This is a genomic window from Telluria sp. ZB4P34 (assembly GCF_059686055.1).
This window is the reverse complement of the sequence record NZ_JCASIF010000001.1, coordinates 537,301-556,289: the sequence shown is the minus strand read 5'-3', so window position 1 is coordinate 556,289 and position 18,989 is coordinate 537,301. Positions and strand designations below refer to the sequence as shown.

Below are 18,989 nucleotides of genomic sequence, written 5' to 3'. Positions count from 1 at the left end.
GCTTGTCAAAGTGCCTTCAGTTGCTGCCGGGCGCCGGTGGGGCCTCGCGTTCCTGCTCCAGCCTGGCGCGCATGGCCTCGACGTCCGCCATGTAGTCCGCGACCGTCGCATCCGGACTGGCGCGCAGTTCCGGCGGCAGCAGCACCGACATGTAGAGCTCGTCCGCCAGCCGGCCGTGCTGCTGCTGGTTCACGATCAGGACCAGGGCTGAACCCAGCACGGCGGCGCCGGCGCAGAGCGCGCGCAGGCGCCGCCGCAGGGACGGCTTGATGGTCGCCAGGTGGAAGTAGATGATGCCGGCGACGGTGGCGACTGCCGCGTGCGAGCCGTAGCGGGTCAGCCATTCGAGCGACCAGGCATAGGCGGCGACCGCCGCCAGCAGGCGGAAGCCCACCAGCGCCGCCATGCCGCAGCCGAAGATGAACAGGTGCCGCCCCAGCCGCGTATAGCGGCCGAACAGGCGGTTCAGGAAGGCCCACAGGCTGCTCCACAGCAGGGCCGCGCCGATGCCGGCGCCGGGCGCCAGCACATAGTTCAGCAGCTCGAAGGGTTCGGCGTCCAGCAGCCAGGTCAGGAACAGCGCCACCAGCCCGGCCAGCAGCACCCCCACGATGCCGGGCACGAGGCCTTCCCAGCCGTGCATGGTGCGATCGCGCAGTTCGGGCGGCACCGGGAAGTCCGCCGCGCGCACGCGCAGGGAAGTATGGCCCATGCGCACCACGGTATCGCCCGTGAGGATCAGCTCCTGCACCCGCTTGCGGCGGCGGTTCAGGACCGCATTGAGCCCGTTGAGCGTGCCAAGGTCGCGCATCACGAGCGCGCCATCGGGCCCCTGTTCGATGACGGCATGGTGCGCGGCCGCATATTCGTCGTCGAGGATGAAATCGTTGTCGTAGGCGCGCCCGACGCGGATCGGCAGGCTGGCGGCGCGCTGCCGGTGCAGCACCTCGCCGTTGCGGGCCAGGATCTCGACGGTCCAGGGGCCGGTCATCGCTTGCCCACCGGCGCGCCCGCGGGCGCTGCCGTGGCCGCAGGTGCGCGCCGGATATTGCGCCCAAAGGAGCCGAGAAAGGCGCGGGTCACGCGCATGCCGTTTTCGTAGGACACGCCGGACACGTCCAGCCGGCTCTGCAGGCTCGACTCCGCCGCATTGGTGCTGGCCGTCAGCAGCGTGAAGTTGTACAGCCCCTCGAACTTGCGGTAGGCGCGCACGCACGTCACGGCGCGCAGCGGCAGGGTGCGGGTATGCACGAAGCGCTCGGTGCACACCGGCTTGCCCAGGCGTTCGTCGCCCGCGCCGCCCAGCTTGCCCTTGCCGAACAGGCGGCTCGCCAGGGCCGCGAAGGGCAGCCGCGCCAGGTTGTCGGAGCGGATGTACAGGTGGGTCATCGACACGTGGCCGGTCTGCTGGGTCGAGGACACGTAGATCGCCGACTCCATCGCGCAGCTCATCGAGTCCGAGGTGTAGGCCGTCTGCGCCTTGACGTTCGAGCGTCCCCAGCAGCGCAACTGGCCGGATTCGCGCACCGGCACCAGGTAGGGGCCCATGCTCTTGATCGCCAGCGGGTCTTCCAGCAGGCGGTCGACCATGGCGCGCTGGTGCTCCAGCAACTGGGCCGCGATCAGGGGATTGAAATCCCTGGGCGGGGCCGGCTGGCTCTCCACCTTGCGCAGCAGTTCCTGCACGTATTTCACCGGCACCAGGAAGCTGACCGATTCGCCGTCGCGCCGCTTGGAGACGTTCACGCCGGCCACGGTGCCGTTGCCGGTGACGCTGGGCCCGCCGCTCATGCCCGAGTTGATCGGACCGCCGAACATGAGCTGGTCGTAGAAACTGCGCGTGACGATGCCGTTGTAGGCGCCTTCGGAGATCGCAAAGCCGAGGTCGAGCGGGTTGCCGAGCGAGTACAGGCGCTGGCCCTGGCTCAGGCGCACCGGCCGTTCGGGCACCTTGAAGAAGCCGCTGCCTTCGCGGTTGACGCGCAACACGGCCAGGTCGTGCAGCACATCCACGGCCATCAGCTCGACCGGGCCGCTGTTGCCGTCGGTGTCGACGAATTCGGCGGTGTAGACGTCCGGGTCGAGGGCCATCTGCGACACCACGTGGTAGTTGGTGACAACGAGGTTGCCGGTGCCTACCAGGAAGCCGGAGCCGACGGTGGACTGGGTGCGGCCGTTCTTGAGCAGCATGCGGATCTGCAGGAGGTCGCCGCGCGCCGACGAGTACAGGTCCTGGGCGGCCGAGGAGGGCGGGGGCAAGGCCTCCTGGGTGTCGACCTCGCCCGGCGCGGGCGCCGCCGGATCGGCGCCGGGCGGAGCGGCCGGGGGCAGGAGCGGTGGAGGCGCCGGCAGTGTCGTCGGGGTGGCGCGAGGCGGCTGGCTGGCCCTTTCAGGCGGCGCCGTGGCTGCGCCGGCCGTCAGGCAGGGGAGCAGCAGGGCGACGAAGGTCCGTTTCATGCAATCCGATCATGGCAGGGGGGAATCAGTATCTTGCCACCGGCGCGCTTGTCCGTGCGCGCGCTAGGGTGGGCCGGGGCGCGCCCCGGCCTACCCTACGCGAATCAGGACGTTGCGGCGGCCGCATCTGCCGCGCCCATCATGTGCCCCAGCTTGGCCTGCTTGGTGTCCAGGTAGCTGTTGTTGAAGGCGTTGCGGTTGACCAGCAGGGGCACGCGCTCCGCCACCGCGACGCCGAGACGGGTGAGGGCGTCGATCTTGCGCGGATTGTTGGTCATCAGGCGCAGCGAGGTGACGCCGAACTGCGCCAGCATCGGCTTGCACAGCTCGTAGTTGCGGGCGTCGGCATGGAAGCCCAGCTGCAGGTTGGCTTCGACCGTGTCGGCGCCGGCTTCCTGCAGGCGGTAGGCGCGGATCTTGTTGACCAGGCCGATGCCGCGGCCTTCCTGGCGCAGGTACAGCAGGACGCCGCGGCCTTCCTCGGCGATGCGCTGCAGCGCGCCTTCGAGCTGGGCGCCGCAGTCGCAGCGCTGCGAGAACAGCACGTCGCCGGTCAGGCATTCGGAGTGCACGCGCGCCAGCACCGGCTCGCCATCGCCAATGTCGCCCAGTACCATGGCCAGGTGCTCTTTACCAGTAGAGTGCTCGATGAAGGCGTGCAGCGTGAACTGCGCCCAGGGGGTCGGCAGGGCGCACGAGGTGACGTAGTCGAGCAGCTGGTCGCTGGCGGCAGGGGTGGTGGGCATGGCGTTTCTCTTGTTTAAAGCATATTGCAGTAACCGGATAGTTTACCGGAAATCCTACACTGCCGTGCGGCAGGCCCGGCCCTAAGGGGAGAAACAGTTTCGGTAGCGTAACTGTTGCGGTAGGATGCCCGCATGGACATGCTTTCCCCTTCCACACCCCGCCAGCGCAGACGCAGCCTGGGCGCCTGGCTGGCGCTCGCTTTTTCGATGTTGAGCGTGGTCCTGACCGTGCTGCTCGTCGTCGTCGTCGAACGTTCCGCGAACGAGCAGGTCAAGGAGAGCATCGGCCTTAGCCTGGGAGAACTGGCGCGGGGGACAGCCGACAAACTCGACCGCGGCATGTACGAACGCTACCGCGAGGTCATGCTGATGGCTGGCCGGCGCACGCTGCGCGACCCGCGCTTTCCGCTGGCCGAACGCCGCCAGGTCCTGACCGACATGCGCGACACCTACCAGTATTACGACTGGATCGGCCTTACCAGCCTGGACGGCCGCGTGATCGTCGAGGCGCGCGGCCTGCTGGAAGGCGTGGACGTGTCCTCGCGTCCCTGGTTCACGAATGCGCTGCGGGGCGTGCATGTGGGCGACGTGCACGAAGCCGTCAAGCTGGCCAAGCTGCTGCCGGGAGTGGACGGCGAGCCGCGCCGCTTCGTCGACGTCGCCTTCCCCTACACCGGACTGGACGGCAAGCCGGCCGGCGTGCTGGGCGTGCACCTGTCCTGGCAATGGGCGCGCGACGTCGAACGCTCGATCATCCAACCGATCCAGGCGCGCGGCCGGGTGCAGGCCCTGATCGTGAGCCAGGCCGGCGTAGTGCTGCTCGGTCCCAAGGACCTGCAGGGCAAGACGATTGCAACCGACAGCCTGAAGCTGGCGCAGCAGAAACGCACCGGCTACCTGGTCGAACAGTGGGACGACGGCGAATCCTACCTGGTCGGTTATGGCGCCACGATCGGACGCAATGCCTATCCTGGCCTGGGCTGGACCGTGCTGGTACGCCAGGACGTGGACGACGCCCATGAGCCGGTGCGCCGCCTGCGCGAGCGTGCGCTGTGGAGCGGCGCTGCACTGGCGGTGCTGTTCTCGCTGGCCGGCGTGCTGGTGGCGCGCCGCATCACCCGGCCGCTCGGCGCGCTCGCCGCATCGGCCGAGCGCATCGGGAGCGGCGAAGCCGTGCAGCTGGTGCCGAACACGAAGGACTATTTCGAGGTGCAGGCGCTGTCCGGCACCCTGAACCAGCTGGTGGGCGACCTGGTGCGCCAGCAGGCCGAACTGCGCGACCTGAACGCCACCCTCGAGCAGCGGGTCGAGCAGCGCACCCGCGAGCTGGAACGGGCGCTGGCCGCGGTACGGGCCAACGAGGGCCGCATCAACGCCATCGTGGAGGCGGCCCAGGATGCCTTCATCGCGGTCGACCAGCGCGGCATCATCCTCGACTGGAACGGCGCGGCCGAGCGCATGTTCGGCTGGCGCCGGCACGAGGCGGTCGGCTGGCCGCTGGCCGAGCTGGTGTTGCCGGAACGCTTCCGCGCCAGTCTCGGCCATGCCCTGAACGCGTTCCGCCAGGCGGGACACCTGCCGATCCTTGACGGGCGCATGGAGCGCGAGGTCATGGACCGCCAGGGCCGCGAGTTCACCATCGAGATGACGGCCGGCCTGGCCGGCGAGGGTGAGGACGCCTTCTTCAGCGTGTTCCTGCACGATATCTCGGAACGCAAGCGGGTCGAGCAGATGAAGAGCGAATTCGTCTCGACCGTCTCGCACGAACTGCGCACGCCGCTGACCTCGATCCAGGCCTCGCTGGCGATGCTGGCCGACGGCATGGCGGGCGAGTTGCCGCCGGACGCGATGCGCTTGACCACGATCGCCAGCCAGAGCAGCGAGCGCCTGGTGCGCCTGGTGAGCGACCTGCTCGACATCCAGAAGATCGAAGCCGGCCACATGGAGTTCGTGCGCACGCCGCAGCCGCTGCTGCCGGTGGCCGAGCGGGCGCTGGCGGCGATGGAGGGCCACGCGAGCCGGGCCGGCGTGCTGCTGCGCCACGACTGGAGTGTGAATGCGGCCGACATCGCGGCCAGCATCGACCGTGACCGCATGGAGCAGGTGCTGACCAACCTGCTGTCCAACGCCATCAAGTTTACGCCCGGCGGCAAGCGCGTCACGCTGGGCCTTGCCCTGGTTGACGGCAAGGCGCGCCTGTCCGTCGTCGACGAAGGGCCGGGCATTGCGCCGGAATTCCAGGGACGGGTATTCCAGCGCTTCGCCCAGGCCGATGGGGCCGACTCGCGCACCCGCGGCGGCACCGGCCTGGGGCTGGCGATCAGCAAGGCCATCATCGAGGAACACGGCGGCGCGATCGGTTTCACCACCGCCCCGGGGCGAGGCACCTGCTTCGCGGTGGAGCTGCCGGCCGCCTAGCCGACCGCCTAACCGGGGGCCTCCTGCTCGTCCTTGCTCTTCCAGAAGCGGTTCAGCAGCGGCGTGACGCTGGTGCCGTGCAGGAAGATGGAACCGATGATGACGGCCACGGTAGCGTTGATCAGTTCGCGCGCGAGCGAGGGCGGCAAGCCGTGGTTGATGGCATAGGTGAGGTAGTAGATCGAGCCGATGCCGCGCACGCCGAACCAGGCGCTGATGGCGGTCGCGCGCCCGCCGATGCCGGAGCCCAACATACTGATCAGCACGCTGAACGGCCGTACCAGGAAAAAGACGAACAGGGCCAGTGCCCACGGCTTCCAGTCGAGCAGGTACCAGCTCGCGGCGCCGCCCAGCAGCAGTACGAGGGTCAGCTCGGACAGCCGCTCCAGGTGCTCCTTGAACACCAGGGCGCCGCCGCTGACGGTCGGTTCTTCCGGAATGGGCGCGTGCGGGTGGGCCTCGTCGGTCTTCGGCTCGCTCAGGCCTTCGTGGTTGATCGGCGCCTTGATCAGGCGCATTTCTGTCTGGCGCAGCGCCACCCCGGCGGCGAACACGGCCAGGAAACCGTAGGTGTGCAGCGACAGGGCAATGCCGTAGGAAAGGCCGATCAGCCCCAGTCCCAGCAGGTCGTCGAGCACTTCATGCCGCTCGAAACGCGCGTGCACCGCCGCGCCGGCCCATGCCAGCGCGGCGCCGCAGGCGATACCGACTGCCAGCCCGCCCAGCGTGGCCCACGCCACGTCGACCAGCACCCAGCGCCACCCCATCTCGCCCAGCTCATGCAGGCCGAGCAGGCCCAGCCCCAGCATAATGAAGGGAAAGGCACTGCCGTCGTTGAGGCCCGCCTCGCAGGTCAGGGTAAAACGCAAGGGATCGTTGTCGCCGGCATGCCTGACCTGGACATCGGTCGCCAGGACCGGATCGGTCGGCGCCAGGACGGCGCCCAGCAGGACCGCCGCGCCGACCGGCAGGCCGAGCACCAGCCAGCCGAACAGGGTGATCAGCCCGACCGAGAGCGCCATCGCCAGCCAGGCCAGCCTGATCGCCGGCATCCAGCGTGGAAGGGAAAAGGGCACCGGCATCTTGATGCCGGCGGAGAACAGTGAAATGAGGACCGCGATCTCGGCGACCACTTCCAGCACCTTGGCCTCGTCGAGCGGATCGAAGGAAAACAGGCCGAGCGCCAGGGGACCGAGCAGGAGTCCGATGCCGAGGTAGATCATGGCCGACGTGAAGGGCAGCCTGGCGATCGTCTGCCCCCACAGGCCGCGCACCAGCATCAGTGCGCCGATCAGCATGAACCACTGAAAAGTTTCCATCATCGCTCCGGGAAGGTGGCCGGGATGCCCGCCCTCCCTGCCGGAGCGCTCTGGCTGAAGCGATTCTAGCGGTGCGACACCCTGTGCACCGTTCTCTTGCGCACACAGGACGGTGTCCGTGCGTCCGGGCTGCCGCCCGCCTGCCCGTTCAGCGCGCGATCAGGACCGGCTCGTCGAAGCCCAGTTCCTTCATGCGCGGCAGCTGGGTCTTCGCATCGCCCACCACCAGCCAGATCATCTTCGACGGATCGAAGTACCTGGTCGACAGGGCCTGGACCTGCGGCAGCGTCATGCCCTTGACGATGCGTTCGCGATCCTTGACATAGTCGGCGCGCCAGCCGTACTTGCTGATGTTGTCGAGCATCTCCAGCTTGGCCGAGGCCGTCTCGAATGCGCGCGCATTGCTCTTGACGAGGAAATTCCTGGTCGTTTCCAGGTCAGCCGCCGTGTAGGTGGCGGGGTAGTCCTGCAGCACCTGCTTCACCAGCTGGGCGGATTCGAGCGTGACGTTGCTGCGCACGCCGCTGGCGATGACGAAGGGCCCAGGGCTCTTGCTGCCCGAGAAATTCGAGCGGATGCCGTAGGTGTAGCCTTTCCCTTCGCGCAGCTGCTGGGTCAGGCGCGACGCGAAGCCGCCGCCGCCCAGGATATAGTTGCTCACGATCGCCGGGTAGTAGTCCGGATCGGTCGCGGCCAGCGCGCGGTAGCCGATGTGCAGCACCGACTGCTTGGCATCCGGCACGTCGACGAAGTAGACCTTGCCCGCAACCGGCGAAGCGGCCGGGGTGGCCGGCGGCAGCATCACCTCCCTGGCCTTCCATTCGCGGCCGAGCCCGGCAAGGGAGCGCGTCACCACGGCTTTCGGCAGGTCGCCGACCAGGTGCATGCGGGCCACCGATGGCGACAGGTTGGCGCGGTAGTAGGCCTTCAGGTCCTCGATGCCGATCGCGTTCACCGACTCGGCGCTGCCGAGCAGGTTGCGCGAGCGCGGGTCATCCTTGCCGTACACCAGCTGGTTGAAATTCCTGCTGGCCAGCGCGTTCGGGTCGGCTTCCTGCTGGCGGATCTGGCTCAGCACGCTCTGCTTGACGAGGGCGAATTCCTTCTCGTCCCAGCGCGGCTGCAGCAGGATTTCCTGCACCAGGTCCAGGGTGGCGGCATAGTTGCGGGCCAGGGTGGTCACGCTGATGCGCACGTCTTCGCTGCGCGCCGACACATTGATCGTCGCACCGAGCTGCTGGATCGCTTCTTCCAGCTCCTGCGGCGTCTTGTTCGCGGTTCCCTGCGTCATGAGGCGCGCCATCAGGTTGGCGACGCCCACCTTTTCCGGCTTGTCGAGCAGCAGGCCGCCGTCGATCGCAATGTCGAACTGCACCAGCGGCACTTCCTTGTTCTCGATGCCCACCACGCGCATGCCGTTCGCCAGCCTGGCATCCCACACCTGCGGCGCCTTGACGAGCGGCGCAGCGCCGTAGGGCGGCTCCTCCCTGCGGTCGATCTTCGACGGGGTCCTGGCATAGGCGGCATCGACGCTCGGGTCGACCGCGTTCTCGGCCCCTTGCACCACTTTTTCCTCGACGACGTCGGCCTTGCTGGACCCGCTCAGGGCCAGCGCCAGCTTGCCCTTCGGGACGAAGCTGGTCGCGACAAATGGCTTACCCTTGATGTAGGTGTCGTACACGCGGCGCACGTCGGCCGGCGTGACCGCCAGCGTCTTGCGGACGCTCTCCGCGATGTGGCCCGGATTGCCGGTCAGGTAATTGTATTCGGCCAGCAGGGCCGACTTGCCGAGCACACTGGACACCGCGGTGTAGAAGCGGGTCTCGAGACCGGCCTTGATGCGGTTCAGGTCGCGTTCGGAAATGCCTTCGCGTTCGAACCTGGCGAAGGCCCGGTCGACCGCGCCCGCCACGTCGTCGAGCGGCTTGCCTTCGAATGCCCGCACGCGCAGCATGAACTGGCCGGCGAGTTCGGACGCCTGGTTGCCCATCTGCACACTCGGGGCCAGCTTGCTGTCTTCCACCAGCACCTGGTAGAAGGGGGCGCGCTTGGTCTGCGACAGGTATTCGGCCAGCACCTCGAGGGCATAGGCGTCCGGATGCAGGTCTTCCACCGTCGGCCAGCTCATGGTCAGCTCGGGCAGCTTGGCGAAATTGTCTTCGTGGGCCAGCTTGACGGTCTGCTTCACGACGCCGGGGCGCTTGGCCATCGCCTTGACCGGGGCGCCGCGCTTGATCTCGGAAAAATACTTCTCGACCCACTTGCGCGCCTGCGCAGGGTCGAAGTCGCCCGCGATCACCAGGGTGACGTTGTTCGGCACGTACCACAGGCGGAAGAATTCCTTGACGTCGTCGAGGGTGGCATTCTGCAGGTCGTCCAGCGAGCCGATCACCTGCCAGTTATACGGGTGGTCGGCCGGATACAGGGCCTTGTTGATGACGTAGCGGGTGTGGCCGTAGGGCGCGTTGTCCACGCCCTGGCGCTTCTCGTTCTTGACGACCTGCTTTTCCTTGGCCAGCACCGGATCGGTGACCGTGTTGATGAACCAGCCGAGCTTGTCCGCTTCGGCCCAGATCATCTTCTCGAGCGCGTCCTTCGGCACCGTCTGCAGGTAGTTGGTGCGGTCCTGCGAGGTGGAGCCGTTGGCGCCGGAGCCGCCGATGCGTGCGCTCATCTTGTCGAGGCCGCCCTTGCCGAGGTTTTCCGATTCCAGGAACAGCAGGTGCTCGAACAGGTGGGCGAAGCCGGTGCGGCCGGCCTTTTCACGGGCCGAGCCCACGTGCGCCGTCAGGTTGACGGCGACCACCGGGTCGGAACGGTCGATGTGGAAGATCACGTCCAGCCCGTTCGGCAGCGTGAACTTCTGGAAGTCCACCCTCAGGCCGGACTTTGCCGCAGCGTGCGCGGGCGTGGCGGACTGGGCCGGAAGGGAGGCGCTTGCAGCGAAGCACGCGGCCAGCAGGAGGGGCAGGGGGGACATCTTCATGCAATCGGATCCTTACAATAGAACGAACGGTTGGCCACAGGCCATCGGTTCTGGATAGTAGGGTAATTTCCCGATTGCTACAACGGGCAGCTGGGCACTCAGGGTGTCGCCCAGGGACGTGCGCCGTACTCCCAGCTCCACGGCATGCCGGTGTCGCCCAGCACGCGCTTCACGATCCCGGGAAACAGGGCTTCGGCCCGCACATCGTTCGACAGGATGACGACACAGTCCTGCAGTCGTTCGAGGCACACCCAGGTATTACCCGTGGAATCGTTGTGCCCGCCTTTCTGGAAGCCGCGTCCTTGCGGCCCCTCGAAGGTGATCACCCCCAGGCCTGCAGCCAGGCCCTTGTGCCGCCGCTCGGGCGCGGCGCTGGTCTGCAGCGAGGGGAACTGCGACCGGGTCGCGATCGGCAGCTGGGCGCGGGTGAGTTCCGCCCGCGATGCCGGGCGCAGGCCGTCGCCGCGCACGTAGGCCGCCGCGAACCGGGCGAAATCCGCGATGCTCGTGTCCATCGACCCGGCGGCGCGCGTCTTGCTGCGTTCGTCGTGCGGCTCGACGCTGCCGTCTTCCTTCCATCCGTCGGCCAGGTTGGCGGCGAAGTCGGGGCGCCAGGTCATGCTGGTGTTCTTCATGCCGAAGCGATCGAATACGCGGCTCTGCATTTCCTTGCCCAGGTCCAGGCCGAGACCGCGCTCGATGACGAACTGCAGCAGGATCAGGCCGTCGCCGGAGTAGGCATAGCGGGATCCGGGCTCGAAATGGAATTTCAGCTTCCCGTCGGGCTCGAGGAAGCCGAAATTCGCAAAGCCGGCGCTGTGGGTCAGCAGGATGCGGGGCGTGAGCTTGCGCCAGCGCTCGTCGCCGCCGAGGTACTGCCAGGCGGCGTACTTGCGTTCTTCACCGGCGTAGTCGGGCAGGGGCTTGGGCAGGTAGACTGCGATCGAGGTGTCCAGGTCGAGCTTTCCTTCTTCCACGAACTGCATCACCGTATAGGCGAATACGGCCTTGGTGAGGGAGGCGCCATACATCACCGTATCCGGCGTCAAGGGCTCCGCCCGGGCATTGCGCTTGCCCCAGGTACGCACCTGGGTGACGGCGCCGTTCCGGATAGTGGCGACGGCAAGACCCTGTGCGCCTGTGCGTTCCATCCCCTGGACGATATGGCGATCCAGGTCTTCCATCGTCTCATGGGTGGCACAGCCGGCTAGGCACAGGCTCAGGAGGACGAGGCATAGTGTCGAACGAGAAGGCATGGCGCACGCTCATGTGAAGGAGATGTGGCCACTCTAGCATCGTGATGTGGCGGATCGCAAAATATTCATGGAGAATAAAGAGCATGCGCTGCCCGCATCCCATCCGCGCCGTCGAGCAAAGTGCTTGACCGAACATGCAATGAATTGCAGTATGGACATTTTTCCGCGAAAGAATGTCATGAAACCTGCCATTGCCGCCTCGCTCCTGCCGCTTCTGCTGCTCGCATCCGCTCCCGTCCATGCCCAGAAAGGGGTCGAGCTGGCGCGGATCAACCAGATTGCAGACGAAGGCTATAACCACGGGCAGGTCGTGAACATCGCCGCTTACCTCACCGATCAGATCGGTTCGCGCCTGACCAATTCGCCGGGCATGCGCAAGGCCGAAGCCTGGACCCAGCAGCAATTCTCCTCATGGGGCTTGAAGAACGTGCGTGCCGAGGGGTTCGAATTCGGCCGCGGCTGGTCGATCGAGTCCGCCCATACCCGGATGGTGACGCCGCGCCCGCTGAGCCTGCGCACCATTCCGGTCGCCTGGACGCCTTCCACCAACGGGCCGGTGACGGCGCCGATCCTGGTTGCGCCGATCCGCCACGTGCGCGATCTGGCGAAATGGAAAGGGCAGGCCAAGGGCAAGATCGTCCTGATCAGTTTCCCGGAGGCGCCCAAGGACACGAATGACGGCTCGCTCAAGCGCCTCGGCGCCGAAGAGCTGGGCAAGCTCGCGAGCTACGACCAGCCCTTCCACCATCCGGACGAGAACCGCGAAACCATCAAGGAATGGTTCGGGCTGGCCGTCGAGATCGACCGCTTCTTCGCAGCCGAGGGCGCAGTGGCGCTGGTGAAGATGTCCTACCGCGGCGACGGCCTGTTGCATGGCGAAGGCTATTCCCACCTCAAGGGCCAGACGCCCGCGCTGCCCTTCGTCGAGATGGCGCAGGAAGACTACCGCCGCCTGGCGCGCCTTGCCACGCAGGGCGAGGTAAAGATCGAGATCGACAGCCGGGTGCAGTTCGACGACCGCGACACCAAGGGCTACAACATCCTGGCCGACATTCCCGGCCGCGATCCCAAGGCCGGCTACGTGATGGCCGGCGCCCACCTCGACAGCTGGGTGGCGGGCGACGGCGCTGTCGACAACGCCGCCGGCTCGGCGGTGGTGATGGAAGCGGCGCGCATTCTGTCGGCGCTCGGCGTCAAGCCGAAGCGTACCATCCGCTTCGCGCTGTGGTCCGGCGAGGAACAGGGGCTGTATGGTTCGGCCGCCTATGTGGAGCGCCACCTGGCCAAGCGTCCGCCGCAGAAAGACCCGGTACTTGCCAAGTATCCCTTCCTGAGCGATACCTATCCGATCACGCCGCTGCCGGGATTCAATGAGCTGGCCGGCTACTTCAATATCGACAACGGCTCGGGGAAGATCCGCGGTATCTACGCCGAGGGCAATTTTGCCGCCATTCCGCAATTGCGCTCAATGATGGAGCCCTTTGAGAGTCTCGGCGCCAACCGTGTGGTGGCCAAGAAGACGGGCGGCACCGATCACGCGATGATGGCCGCGATGGGCCTGCCGGCCTTCCAGTTCATCCAGGATCCGCTGGACTACAACAGCAAGACGCACCACACCTCGCTCGATACCTTCGATCACTTGCGCACGGAAGATTTGCGCCAGGCCTCCGTGATCCTCGCGACGGTGCTGCTGCAGGCAGCGGAGAGCGAGAATCCCTTGCCGCGCAACGTGCTGCCGCGCCAGCCGAACCAGACCGATCCGTTCTACTACAGGGATCCGAAAAAGGATTGATCGCGGATACCTCCGTGTTCTTGGGACAGGCCGGCGTCACGCTCGCCGGCGGCGTGGCGGGCACGACTTACAACAGCGGGCCGCTCTCGTCCGACGAATTGGAAATCCTCAGCGCCACTCGTGCAAGGCGATGCCGCCGAAGCCTGGCCAGGCCCCGAAATCGCTCTCCAGGCGCGGCAGCAGCGCACGCAGGGCGTCCTTGTTCGCGTGGAAGGTGGTGGCCGAGCCGTCGATGTGGCGGGCGCCGGCCAGCCGGTAGGGCAGGGCGCGCGGATGCGCCAGCGGCTGGCGCAGCAGCACGGCCACCTGCTGGCCCGCCAGCGTGAACAGCAACATGTCGCCTGCGCTGCCGTTCGGTGCGCGGCGGTAGCGCCGCTGGGTCTCGGCCGGCAGCGGGCCGGCCTCGAGCGCGATGCGCACCCGCTTGCCGTTGGCCGCGCCCCAGTCGAGGAAGGGGACGGCGAAGCGGTAGATCTGGCCGGGATCGGTGCGGTAGTCCATCACCGACAGCGCGTCGGCATGGCGCGCCAGGGCGGCCAGTACGGCATGCCGGTCGCTCCACCAGAACGGCACCACGAATTCGAGCGGCATCGGGCCGGCAGCCTCGCGCAGCGCCGCCAGGGTGGCGATGTATTCCCGGTCCAGGCGCTCGGCGGGCAGCACGTGCCCGGGCAGCAGGTAGGGTTCGATGTCGAACTGGATGCCCGACAGGCGCGCCGCCGGCGCGGCCGCAGCATTGTAGGCGGCATAGGCGCGGGCACGGGCCGCGGTGGCGCCGCGCTGCGACGGCAGCACCATGTGCGGATCGCCTTCCACCGCGCTGACGGCAATGCCGCGTTGCCGGGCGCGGCGAACGAAGGCGGCCAGGGCTTGCGCGTCCTTGATCCGGCCTCGTTCGAGCGGCACCACGACGAACAGCTCACCCAGGCCTTCGCGCGCGGCCCAGTCGAGCAATGTGCCGGGGCGCTCGCGCCAGGCATTGCGGTCCCAGATCCAGGTGGCGCGGCGCGCCGCCGTGGAGCCCGCGGCCGGTGGGTCCGGCGCCAGCACCAGCGAATCGAGCAGCAGCGTGCCGCCGCCGGGCGGGCAGACGATGACGAACTGGCGCAAGCCGGCGCGATCGAGTCCGGCGGGCAGCGCCAGGGCCGTGCTGGCCGCATCGCCCGAGGCCGCGATGTGACCCATGTCGAGCGCGGATTCGCGCGCCGCACTCGCCGCATCGGCCGCCTGCCAGCCGAAGCTTCCCGTACCGGAGGAGGTCGCGAGCAGCGTCGCGCGCAATTTCGGAATGGTCCAGGGACCGCGCAGCACCACGCCCGCCGGAAGCCTGCCTGGCCGGCACTCCAGACGTAGCCGGCCTCCCGTTAGCCCGGCCTGTACCCGTTCCTCGACACCGTAGCTGCGGGCCTGCATGGCGGCGAGCAGGTTGGTCCGCAGCGGCATCGGTTCCGGCGCGGCGGGCTGGCCGCCGCCGTCAGGCACCAGGGTCTGCTCGCTGACCTTGAACGGCCGGGTCTTGTCGTCGCCCTGCAGCAGGATGGTGGCCGTGGGCCTGATGTTGCGCCCGAGTACATGCAGGGCTTCGACCTGGGCGGCGCCGAGGTCGATCTCCTCGCACCCCCGCAGTCCGGGGGCGGTGCTGACGACAAGGCGCAGTTCCGCGCCGTCTTCGCCGCGCAGCCTGGCGACGTGCGCGCCCTCCGGCGCGCCGGCCGCGGGGCACAGGTGCAGGAAGGCGGCATGGACGGGAGCGCTCACGGGCAGCAACAGGAGCGCAAGCAGCGACACCAGGCCAGGGCGGTGCATGGCATGCAGTGTAGCGGCGCCGGGCCGGCGGCCGCGCTCATTTGCCGGTCGGGCCCTGCGGCTTTGGCGCATCGCCAATACCCTTGCGCTTCATCGTTCCCCAGCTGGACTCCTTCTGTATCGCCCAGCGGTACAGCCCGGTCAGGCGCCACACGGCGTTGAGCTGACGGTAGCCGAAGTTCTCCAGGATCACGACCAGCCCCAGCATCAGGAGCTGCCTCCCGCGCGGGTAGATGTGGAAAGACATCTCTTCGAGCAGCAGGCCCGAGGCCGACAGCAGGATGCCCATGCCGATGGCGACGAACAGGAAGGCGCCGAAGGCCTCCCAGGAAATCGTGCCGGTAAAGAAAAGCCAGGCCATGAACAGATAGCCGCCGACTTCGATCAGCGGCCCGAGCCATTCGAACAGCAGCATGAAAGGAAAGGCCGCCCAGCCCGGCGCGCCGCCGTTGCGCGAGAACATCAGGCCCCAGTTGGCGTTCAGGCTCTCGGCCAGGCCGCGCTGCCAGCGGATGCGCTGGTTCTTCAGCGTGCGGAAGTCTTCCGGCGCCTCGGTCCAGCACACCGGATCGGGCACGAACTCGATGCGGTAGGGCTGGCGCCTGGCGCGCAGCAGGCGGTGCATGCGCACCACCAGTTCCATGTCTTCGCCGATGGTGTCGACCCGGTAGCCGCCGACCTCCACCACGGTGTCCTTGCGGAACACGCCGAAGGCGCCCGAGATGATCAGCATGCCGTTCATCGACGACCAGCCCAGGCGTCCGAACAGGAAGGCGCGCAGGTACTCGACCACCTGGAACAGCGCCCAGATATTCGTGGGCAGTCCGACGCTGGTGAGAAAGCCGCCGCTGACCGTGCAGCCGTTGGCCACGCGCACGGTGCCGCCGGTGGCCACCACGGTGGGGTCGCGCAGGAACGGTTCGGTGACCTTGGCCAGGCTGTCGCGCTGCAGGATCGAGTCGGCGTCCACGCCGCACACCAGCGGGTAGCGCGAGACGTTGATGGCGGCATTGAGCGAATCGGCCTTGCCGCCATTGAGCTTGTCGATCACGCGCACGTTCGGGTAGCGCGTGGAGCGGTAGATCTGGCGCACTTCGGCGGTGGGGATCCGGCGGCGGTAGGCTTCGGGAAACGGCAGCAGGCCGAATTCGCGCTTCAATACCTCGAGGGTGCTGTCCTTGGAGCCGTCGTTGACGACGACGATCTCGAACTCGGCATAGCTCAGCTGGAGCATCGAGCGGATCGACGCCGCAATGGTGGCTTCCTCGTTGTAGGCGGGAACCAGGATACTGACCGGCGGTTCCAGGCCGGAATAGGCGCGCGGCAGGTCGGCGATGACCAGTTCCTGGCCTTTCAGGCGCAGCGCACGCAGCGCGAAGGCATTGAGCAGCAGGTAGCCGCCGTTGAGCGCGATGAAATAGCAGAACACGAACCAGGTGACGAAGTCGCCCAGCAGCTGGCTCCAGTTCACGCCGCTCATGCTTCTTCCTCGGCCAGCACCTGGTCCAGCATGTCGAGCGCGAAGCGGTCGGTGAGCGAGGCCCGCAGCGCGTCCAGGTCGGCGCGCGCCAGCTGCGGCAGTTCGCGCAGCGCCTGCGCGGCACGGTAGCGCACCCACCACTCCGGGTCTGCCAGCAGGGCCGTCAGGCGCGCTGCGTCGCTGCGCTCGCCGACCCGGCCGAGGGCGCGGGCGGCCTGCACCCGCACCTGCCAGTCCCCATGTCCGAGCAGGGCCCGCACCTCCGGCAGGCTCTCGGGCGTCAGCACCCCGCGCAGGGCGGCGATCACCACGGCCGTGGAGGAGCTGTGCAGCGCGGCGGCCAGCACGCCGGCTGGCAGCGTCAGGCGCAAGGCTTCGGCGATGCGCAGCGCGCGCGGCATGCGGGCTTCCTCCAGTTGCGGCAGCAGGCGCGCCAGCACCTCGGCCACCGGCGTGCCGGCTTGCTGCAGGATGCCTGCCACGTGCGACAGGGCCCAGTCTTCGCGCTCGACGAACAGGGGCGTCAGGTACTCGGCCGCCGCCGCCGGGTCGACCCGCACCAGCGCCCACAGCGCGGTGAGGGACAGGACGCTGTCCGGAGCGCGCGCCAGCGCTTGCAGTTGCTGCCAGGCGGCGCGGTCGCCCAGGTGGCCGAGCACGAGGGTCGCCAGCAGGCGTTCCTCGCGTGCGCCGCGCGCCAGCATGCCGCGCGCCAGCCTGTCCACGCCCAGGCGGCGCGCCACGGCATTGAGCGCCGCGCTGGCTTCGCCGCGCACCGAGCCTTGCAGGTGGGCCCACAGGTGCAGGAAGGGCAGCCGGTCGCGCGGCGACAGCGTGGGCAGGCTGGGCTCCTCGCCCACGATGGCCAGGTTCAGCAGCGGACGCCAGCGTGCGACCACCGCCGCCGCCCGCCGTTCGCGCCGGCGCAGCGACATGCGCAGCACGACGATCTGCAGGGCGAGCAGCAGGGTCAGGGTGAGTACGGCCACCCCGGTCCAGATGGCGATGGTGACGAAGGTGCTGCCGGCGCCTGCTGGCACGGCGTTCGGCGTCATGGTCCCGGCTTCAGGAACCGGCGTACCCGCGCCAGCAATTCGTTGGGCTGGAAGGGCTTGATGACGAAATCGTTGGCGCCGGCATCGAGGGCGCGCACGGTGTCGCGCTCGGTGTTCTTGGCGGTGAGCATCAGGATCGGCACGCCGGCCCAGTCGCTGCGCTCGCGCGCCAGGCGCACCAGCTCGAAGCCGTCGACATAGGGAAGCATGACGTCGAGCAGGACCAGGCCGGGGCGCTCGCTAGCGCCGCCGATGTGCTCGCTCGCGGCACGGCCGTCCGCCAGGTGGACGACGCGGTAGCCCTGGCGCTCGAGCATGAAGCGCAGGACCTGGGCAATGTGCTCGTCGTCTTCGACGACCAGCACCAGGGGGGAGGAGACGTGTTCGTGTTCCATCGATGTCGAATGAAATGGCGCCGCCGCCAGTATAGCCTACCGGCATGCCCGGTGACGGCGGCGGCGCCCCGTGGCGGTGCAGGGGCGGGTCAGCGCGGGCGCAGCGGGTCGAGCAGGCCGCGCAGGTTGTTATGGTCGAGTTCGTACATCAGGGCCAGCAGCTGGCCCAGTTCGCCGCGCGGGAAGCCTTCGCGGGCGAACCAGCCAAGGTAGTGACCGGGCAGGTCCGCGATCTTGCGGCCCTGGTATTTACCATAAGGCATCTCGCGGACGAGGAGAAGGGAGAGGTGATCGGCTTGCATCGTGCGCTACTGTAGCAATAATCGGTGCAACAAGCGCGGCGCAGTATTATCCAAGACACAGGAGGGAAGCATCATGACGCAAGAATTCGACCTGCAACGCTTCGTCGACGCACAGGCCGCGGTCTACGAGACCGCCCTTGCCGAGTTGCGCACCGGACGCAAGCGCAGCCACTGGATGTGGTTCATTTTTCCCCAGCTCGCCGGGCTTGGCCGCAGCGAGATGGCGCAGCGCTACGCCATCGCCTCGGCCGACGAGGCGGCGGCCTACCTGGCCCATCCGCTGCTGGGCGCACGCCTGCGCGCGTGCGCGGCCATCGTGGCCGGGCTCGACGCCGGCGCGATCGAGGAGGTGTTCGGAGCGCCGGACGACATGAAATTCCATTCCTCGATGACCCTGTTCGCCGACGTGGCGCCGCACGAGGCGGTATTCCAGGACTGCATCGACCGCTGGTTCGACGGCGCGCCGGACCGCAATACGCTCGCGCTGCTATGAGGACGCGGCCTCGCCCGAGGTTCAAGCCCGGGCGTACAAGGCTTCCAGCGCCTCCTTCCGGCCGTGTTCGGCGATGTGGATGATGACGGTGTGCGTCAGCTGCAGGACCGGGTGGCGGGCGCGATGCCGGGCGAACCAGAACACTTCTTCCAGGTCCTCTTCCTCGTGCGAGGTGCTCATGAGCAGGCGCTCGGGAGGAACCTCGTCGTAGTCGAAGGCTTCCAGGTGGGCGTCGTCGGCAGACTCGGCCCAGTCGGCGCAGTACTCGCCCCAGGCCAGCAGGGTGCGGCAATGCGAGGCCGCCAGCCAGCGGCTCGCTTCCCAGCGCCAGCTTTCCTCGCAGACCGCGTCGACGACGAGCACCGCCAGGAAGGGCGGGAATTCCCCGATCGGCGGCAGGTCCTGGTGGGGCGGGACATGGAGGTAGGTGAGGCGCGGCTGTGGCATGGCAGTGGACCGTATGCGAAAGCGGGCATTGTGCCAG

General features: G+C 68.0%; 15 protein-coding genes. 3 read left to right on the top strand and 12 right to left on the bottom strand.

The features are described from left to right. Positions 1-16: 16 nt before the first annotated feature. From AC56KL_RS02405 to ribA, 3 genes are all read right to left on the bottom strand, one after another. Complete coding sequence (locus tag AC56KL_RS02405; RefSeq protein WP_497178543.1) at positions 17-991, bottom strand: FHA domain-containing protein; 975 nt, start codon at positions 989-991, stop codon at positions 17-19. Beyond that, positions 988-2,457, bottom strand: coding sequence for a S1 family peptidase (locus AC56KL_RS02400; RefSeq protein ID WP_497178542.1), 1,470 nt, complete (start codon positions 2,455-2,457; stop codon positions 988-990). Before AC56KL_RS02400 ends, AC56KL_RS02405 begins: the two co-directional genes overlap by 4 nt. A 104-nt stretch (positions 2,458-2,561) precedes the next feature. After that, on the bottom strand, positions 2,562-3,203 hold the full coding sequence (gene ribA / locus AC56KL_RS02395) for a GTP cyclohydrolase II (protein WP_497178541.1): 642 nt from the start codon (positions 3,201-3,203) through the stop codon (positions 2,562-2,564). 132 nt (positions 3,204-3,335) lie between these two features. Between ribA and AC56KL_RS02390 the strand changes: the two genes are divergently transcribed. Then, the gene (locus tag AC56KL_RS02390) at positions 3,336-5,621 is read left to right on the top strand and encodes an ATP-binding protein (protein ID WP_497178540.1); all 2,286 of its coding nucleotides are present in this window, start codon (positions 3,336-3,338) and stop codon (positions 5,619-5,621) included. A gap of 8 nt (positions 5,622-5,629) precedes the next feature. On the opposite strand, the gene AC56KL_RS02385 is transcribed toward AC56KL_RS02390, so the two are convergent. From AC56KL_RS02385 to AC56KL_RS02375, 3 genes are all read right to left on the bottom strand, one after another. After that, a complete protein-coding gene (locus AC56KL_RS02385; protein ID WP_497178539.1) occupies positions 5,630-6,940 on the bottom strand; it encodes a cation:proton antiporter in 1,311 nt (436 codons plus the stop codon). Between the two features lie 148 nt (positions 6,941-7,088). Then, positions 7,089-9,926 (bottom strand): M16 family metallopeptidase, encoded by a 2,838-nt coding sequence (locus AC56KL_RS02380; RefSeq protein WP_497178538.1) that lies wholly within the window; start codon positions 9,924-9,926, stop codon positions 7,089-7,091. A 98-nt stretch (positions 9,927-10,024) separates the two neighbouring features. Further along, a complete protein-coding gene (locus AC56KL_RS02375; RefSeq protein WP_497178537.1) occupies positions 10,025-11,110 on the bottom strand; it encodes a serine hydrolase domain-containing protein in 1,086 nt (361 codons plus the stop codon). Positions 11,111-11,360: 250 nt separating this feature from the next. On the opposite strand from AC56KL_RS02375, the gene AC56KL_RS02370 reads away from it, so the two are divergent. Next, positions 11,361-12,974, top strand: a complete 1,614-nt coding sequence (locus AC56KL_RS02370; protein WP_497178536.1) for a M20/M25/M40 family metallo-hydrolase — start codon at positions 11,361-11,363, stop codon at positions 12,972-12,974. A gap of 108 nt (positions 12,975-13,082) precedes the next feature. On the opposite strand, the gene AC56KL_RS02365 is transcribed toward AC56KL_RS02370, so the two are convergent. The 5 genes from AC56KL_RS02365 to AC56KL_RS02345 all read right to left on the bottom strand — a co-directional run bounded on the left by AC56KL_RS02365 (position 13,083) and on the right by AC56KL_RS02345 (position 18,012). Next, positions 13,083-14,780: a hypothetical protein gene (locus AC56KL_RS02365; RefSeq protein ID WP_497178535.1), complete on the bottom strand. Its 1,698-nt coding sequence runs from the start codon at positions 14,778-14,780 to the stop codon at positions 13,083-13,085. Positions 14,781-14,817: 37 nt separating this feature from the next. Further along, positions 14,818-16,260, bottom strand: coding sequence for a glycosyltransferase family 2 protein (locus AC56KL_RS02360; RefSeq protein ID WP_497178534.1), 1,443 nt, complete (start codon positions 16,258-16,260; stop codon positions 14,818-14,820). After that, complete coding sequence (locus tag AC56KL_RS02355) at positions 16,257-17,315, bottom strand: HEAT repeat domain-containing protein (RefSeq protein ID WP_497178533.1); 1,059 nt, start codon at positions 17,313-17,315, stop codon at positions 16,257-16,259. Before AC56KL_RS02355 ends, AC56KL_RS02360 begins: the two co-directional genes overlap by 4 nt. Further along, complete coding sequence (locus AC56KL_RS02350) at positions 17,312-17,710, bottom strand: response regulator transcription factor (RefSeq protein WP_497178532.1); 399 nt, start codon at positions 17,708-17,710, stop codon at positions 17,312-17,314. Before AC56KL_RS02350 ends, AC56KL_RS02355 begins: the two co-directional genes overlap by 4 nt. Positions 17,711-17,799: 89 nt before the next feature. Next, entirely contained in the window at positions 17,800-18,012 is a 213-nt protein-coding gene (locus tag AC56KL_RS02345; protein ID WP_497178531.1) for a DUF3820 family protein, read from the bottom strand. A 73-nt stretch (positions 18,013-18,085) separates the two neighbouring features. On the opposite strand from AC56KL_RS02345, the gene AC56KL_RS02340 reads away from it, so the two are divergent. Then, positions 18,086-18,505, top strand: coding sequence for a DUF1810 domain-containing protein (locus tag AC56KL_RS02340; RefSeq protein ID WP_497178530.1), 420 nt, complete (start codon positions 18,086-18,088; stop codon positions 18,503-18,505). Between the two features lie 21 nt (positions 18,506-18,526). Here AC56KL_RS02340 and AC56KL_RS02335 read toward each other — a convergent pair whose 3' ends face one another. Then, a complete protein-coding gene (locus AC56KL_RS02335; protein WP_497178529.1) occupies positions 18,527-18,952 on the bottom strand; it encodes a DUF7684 family protein in 426 nt (141 codons plus the stop codon). Between the last annotated feature and the right edge of the window lie 37 nt (positions 18,953-18,989).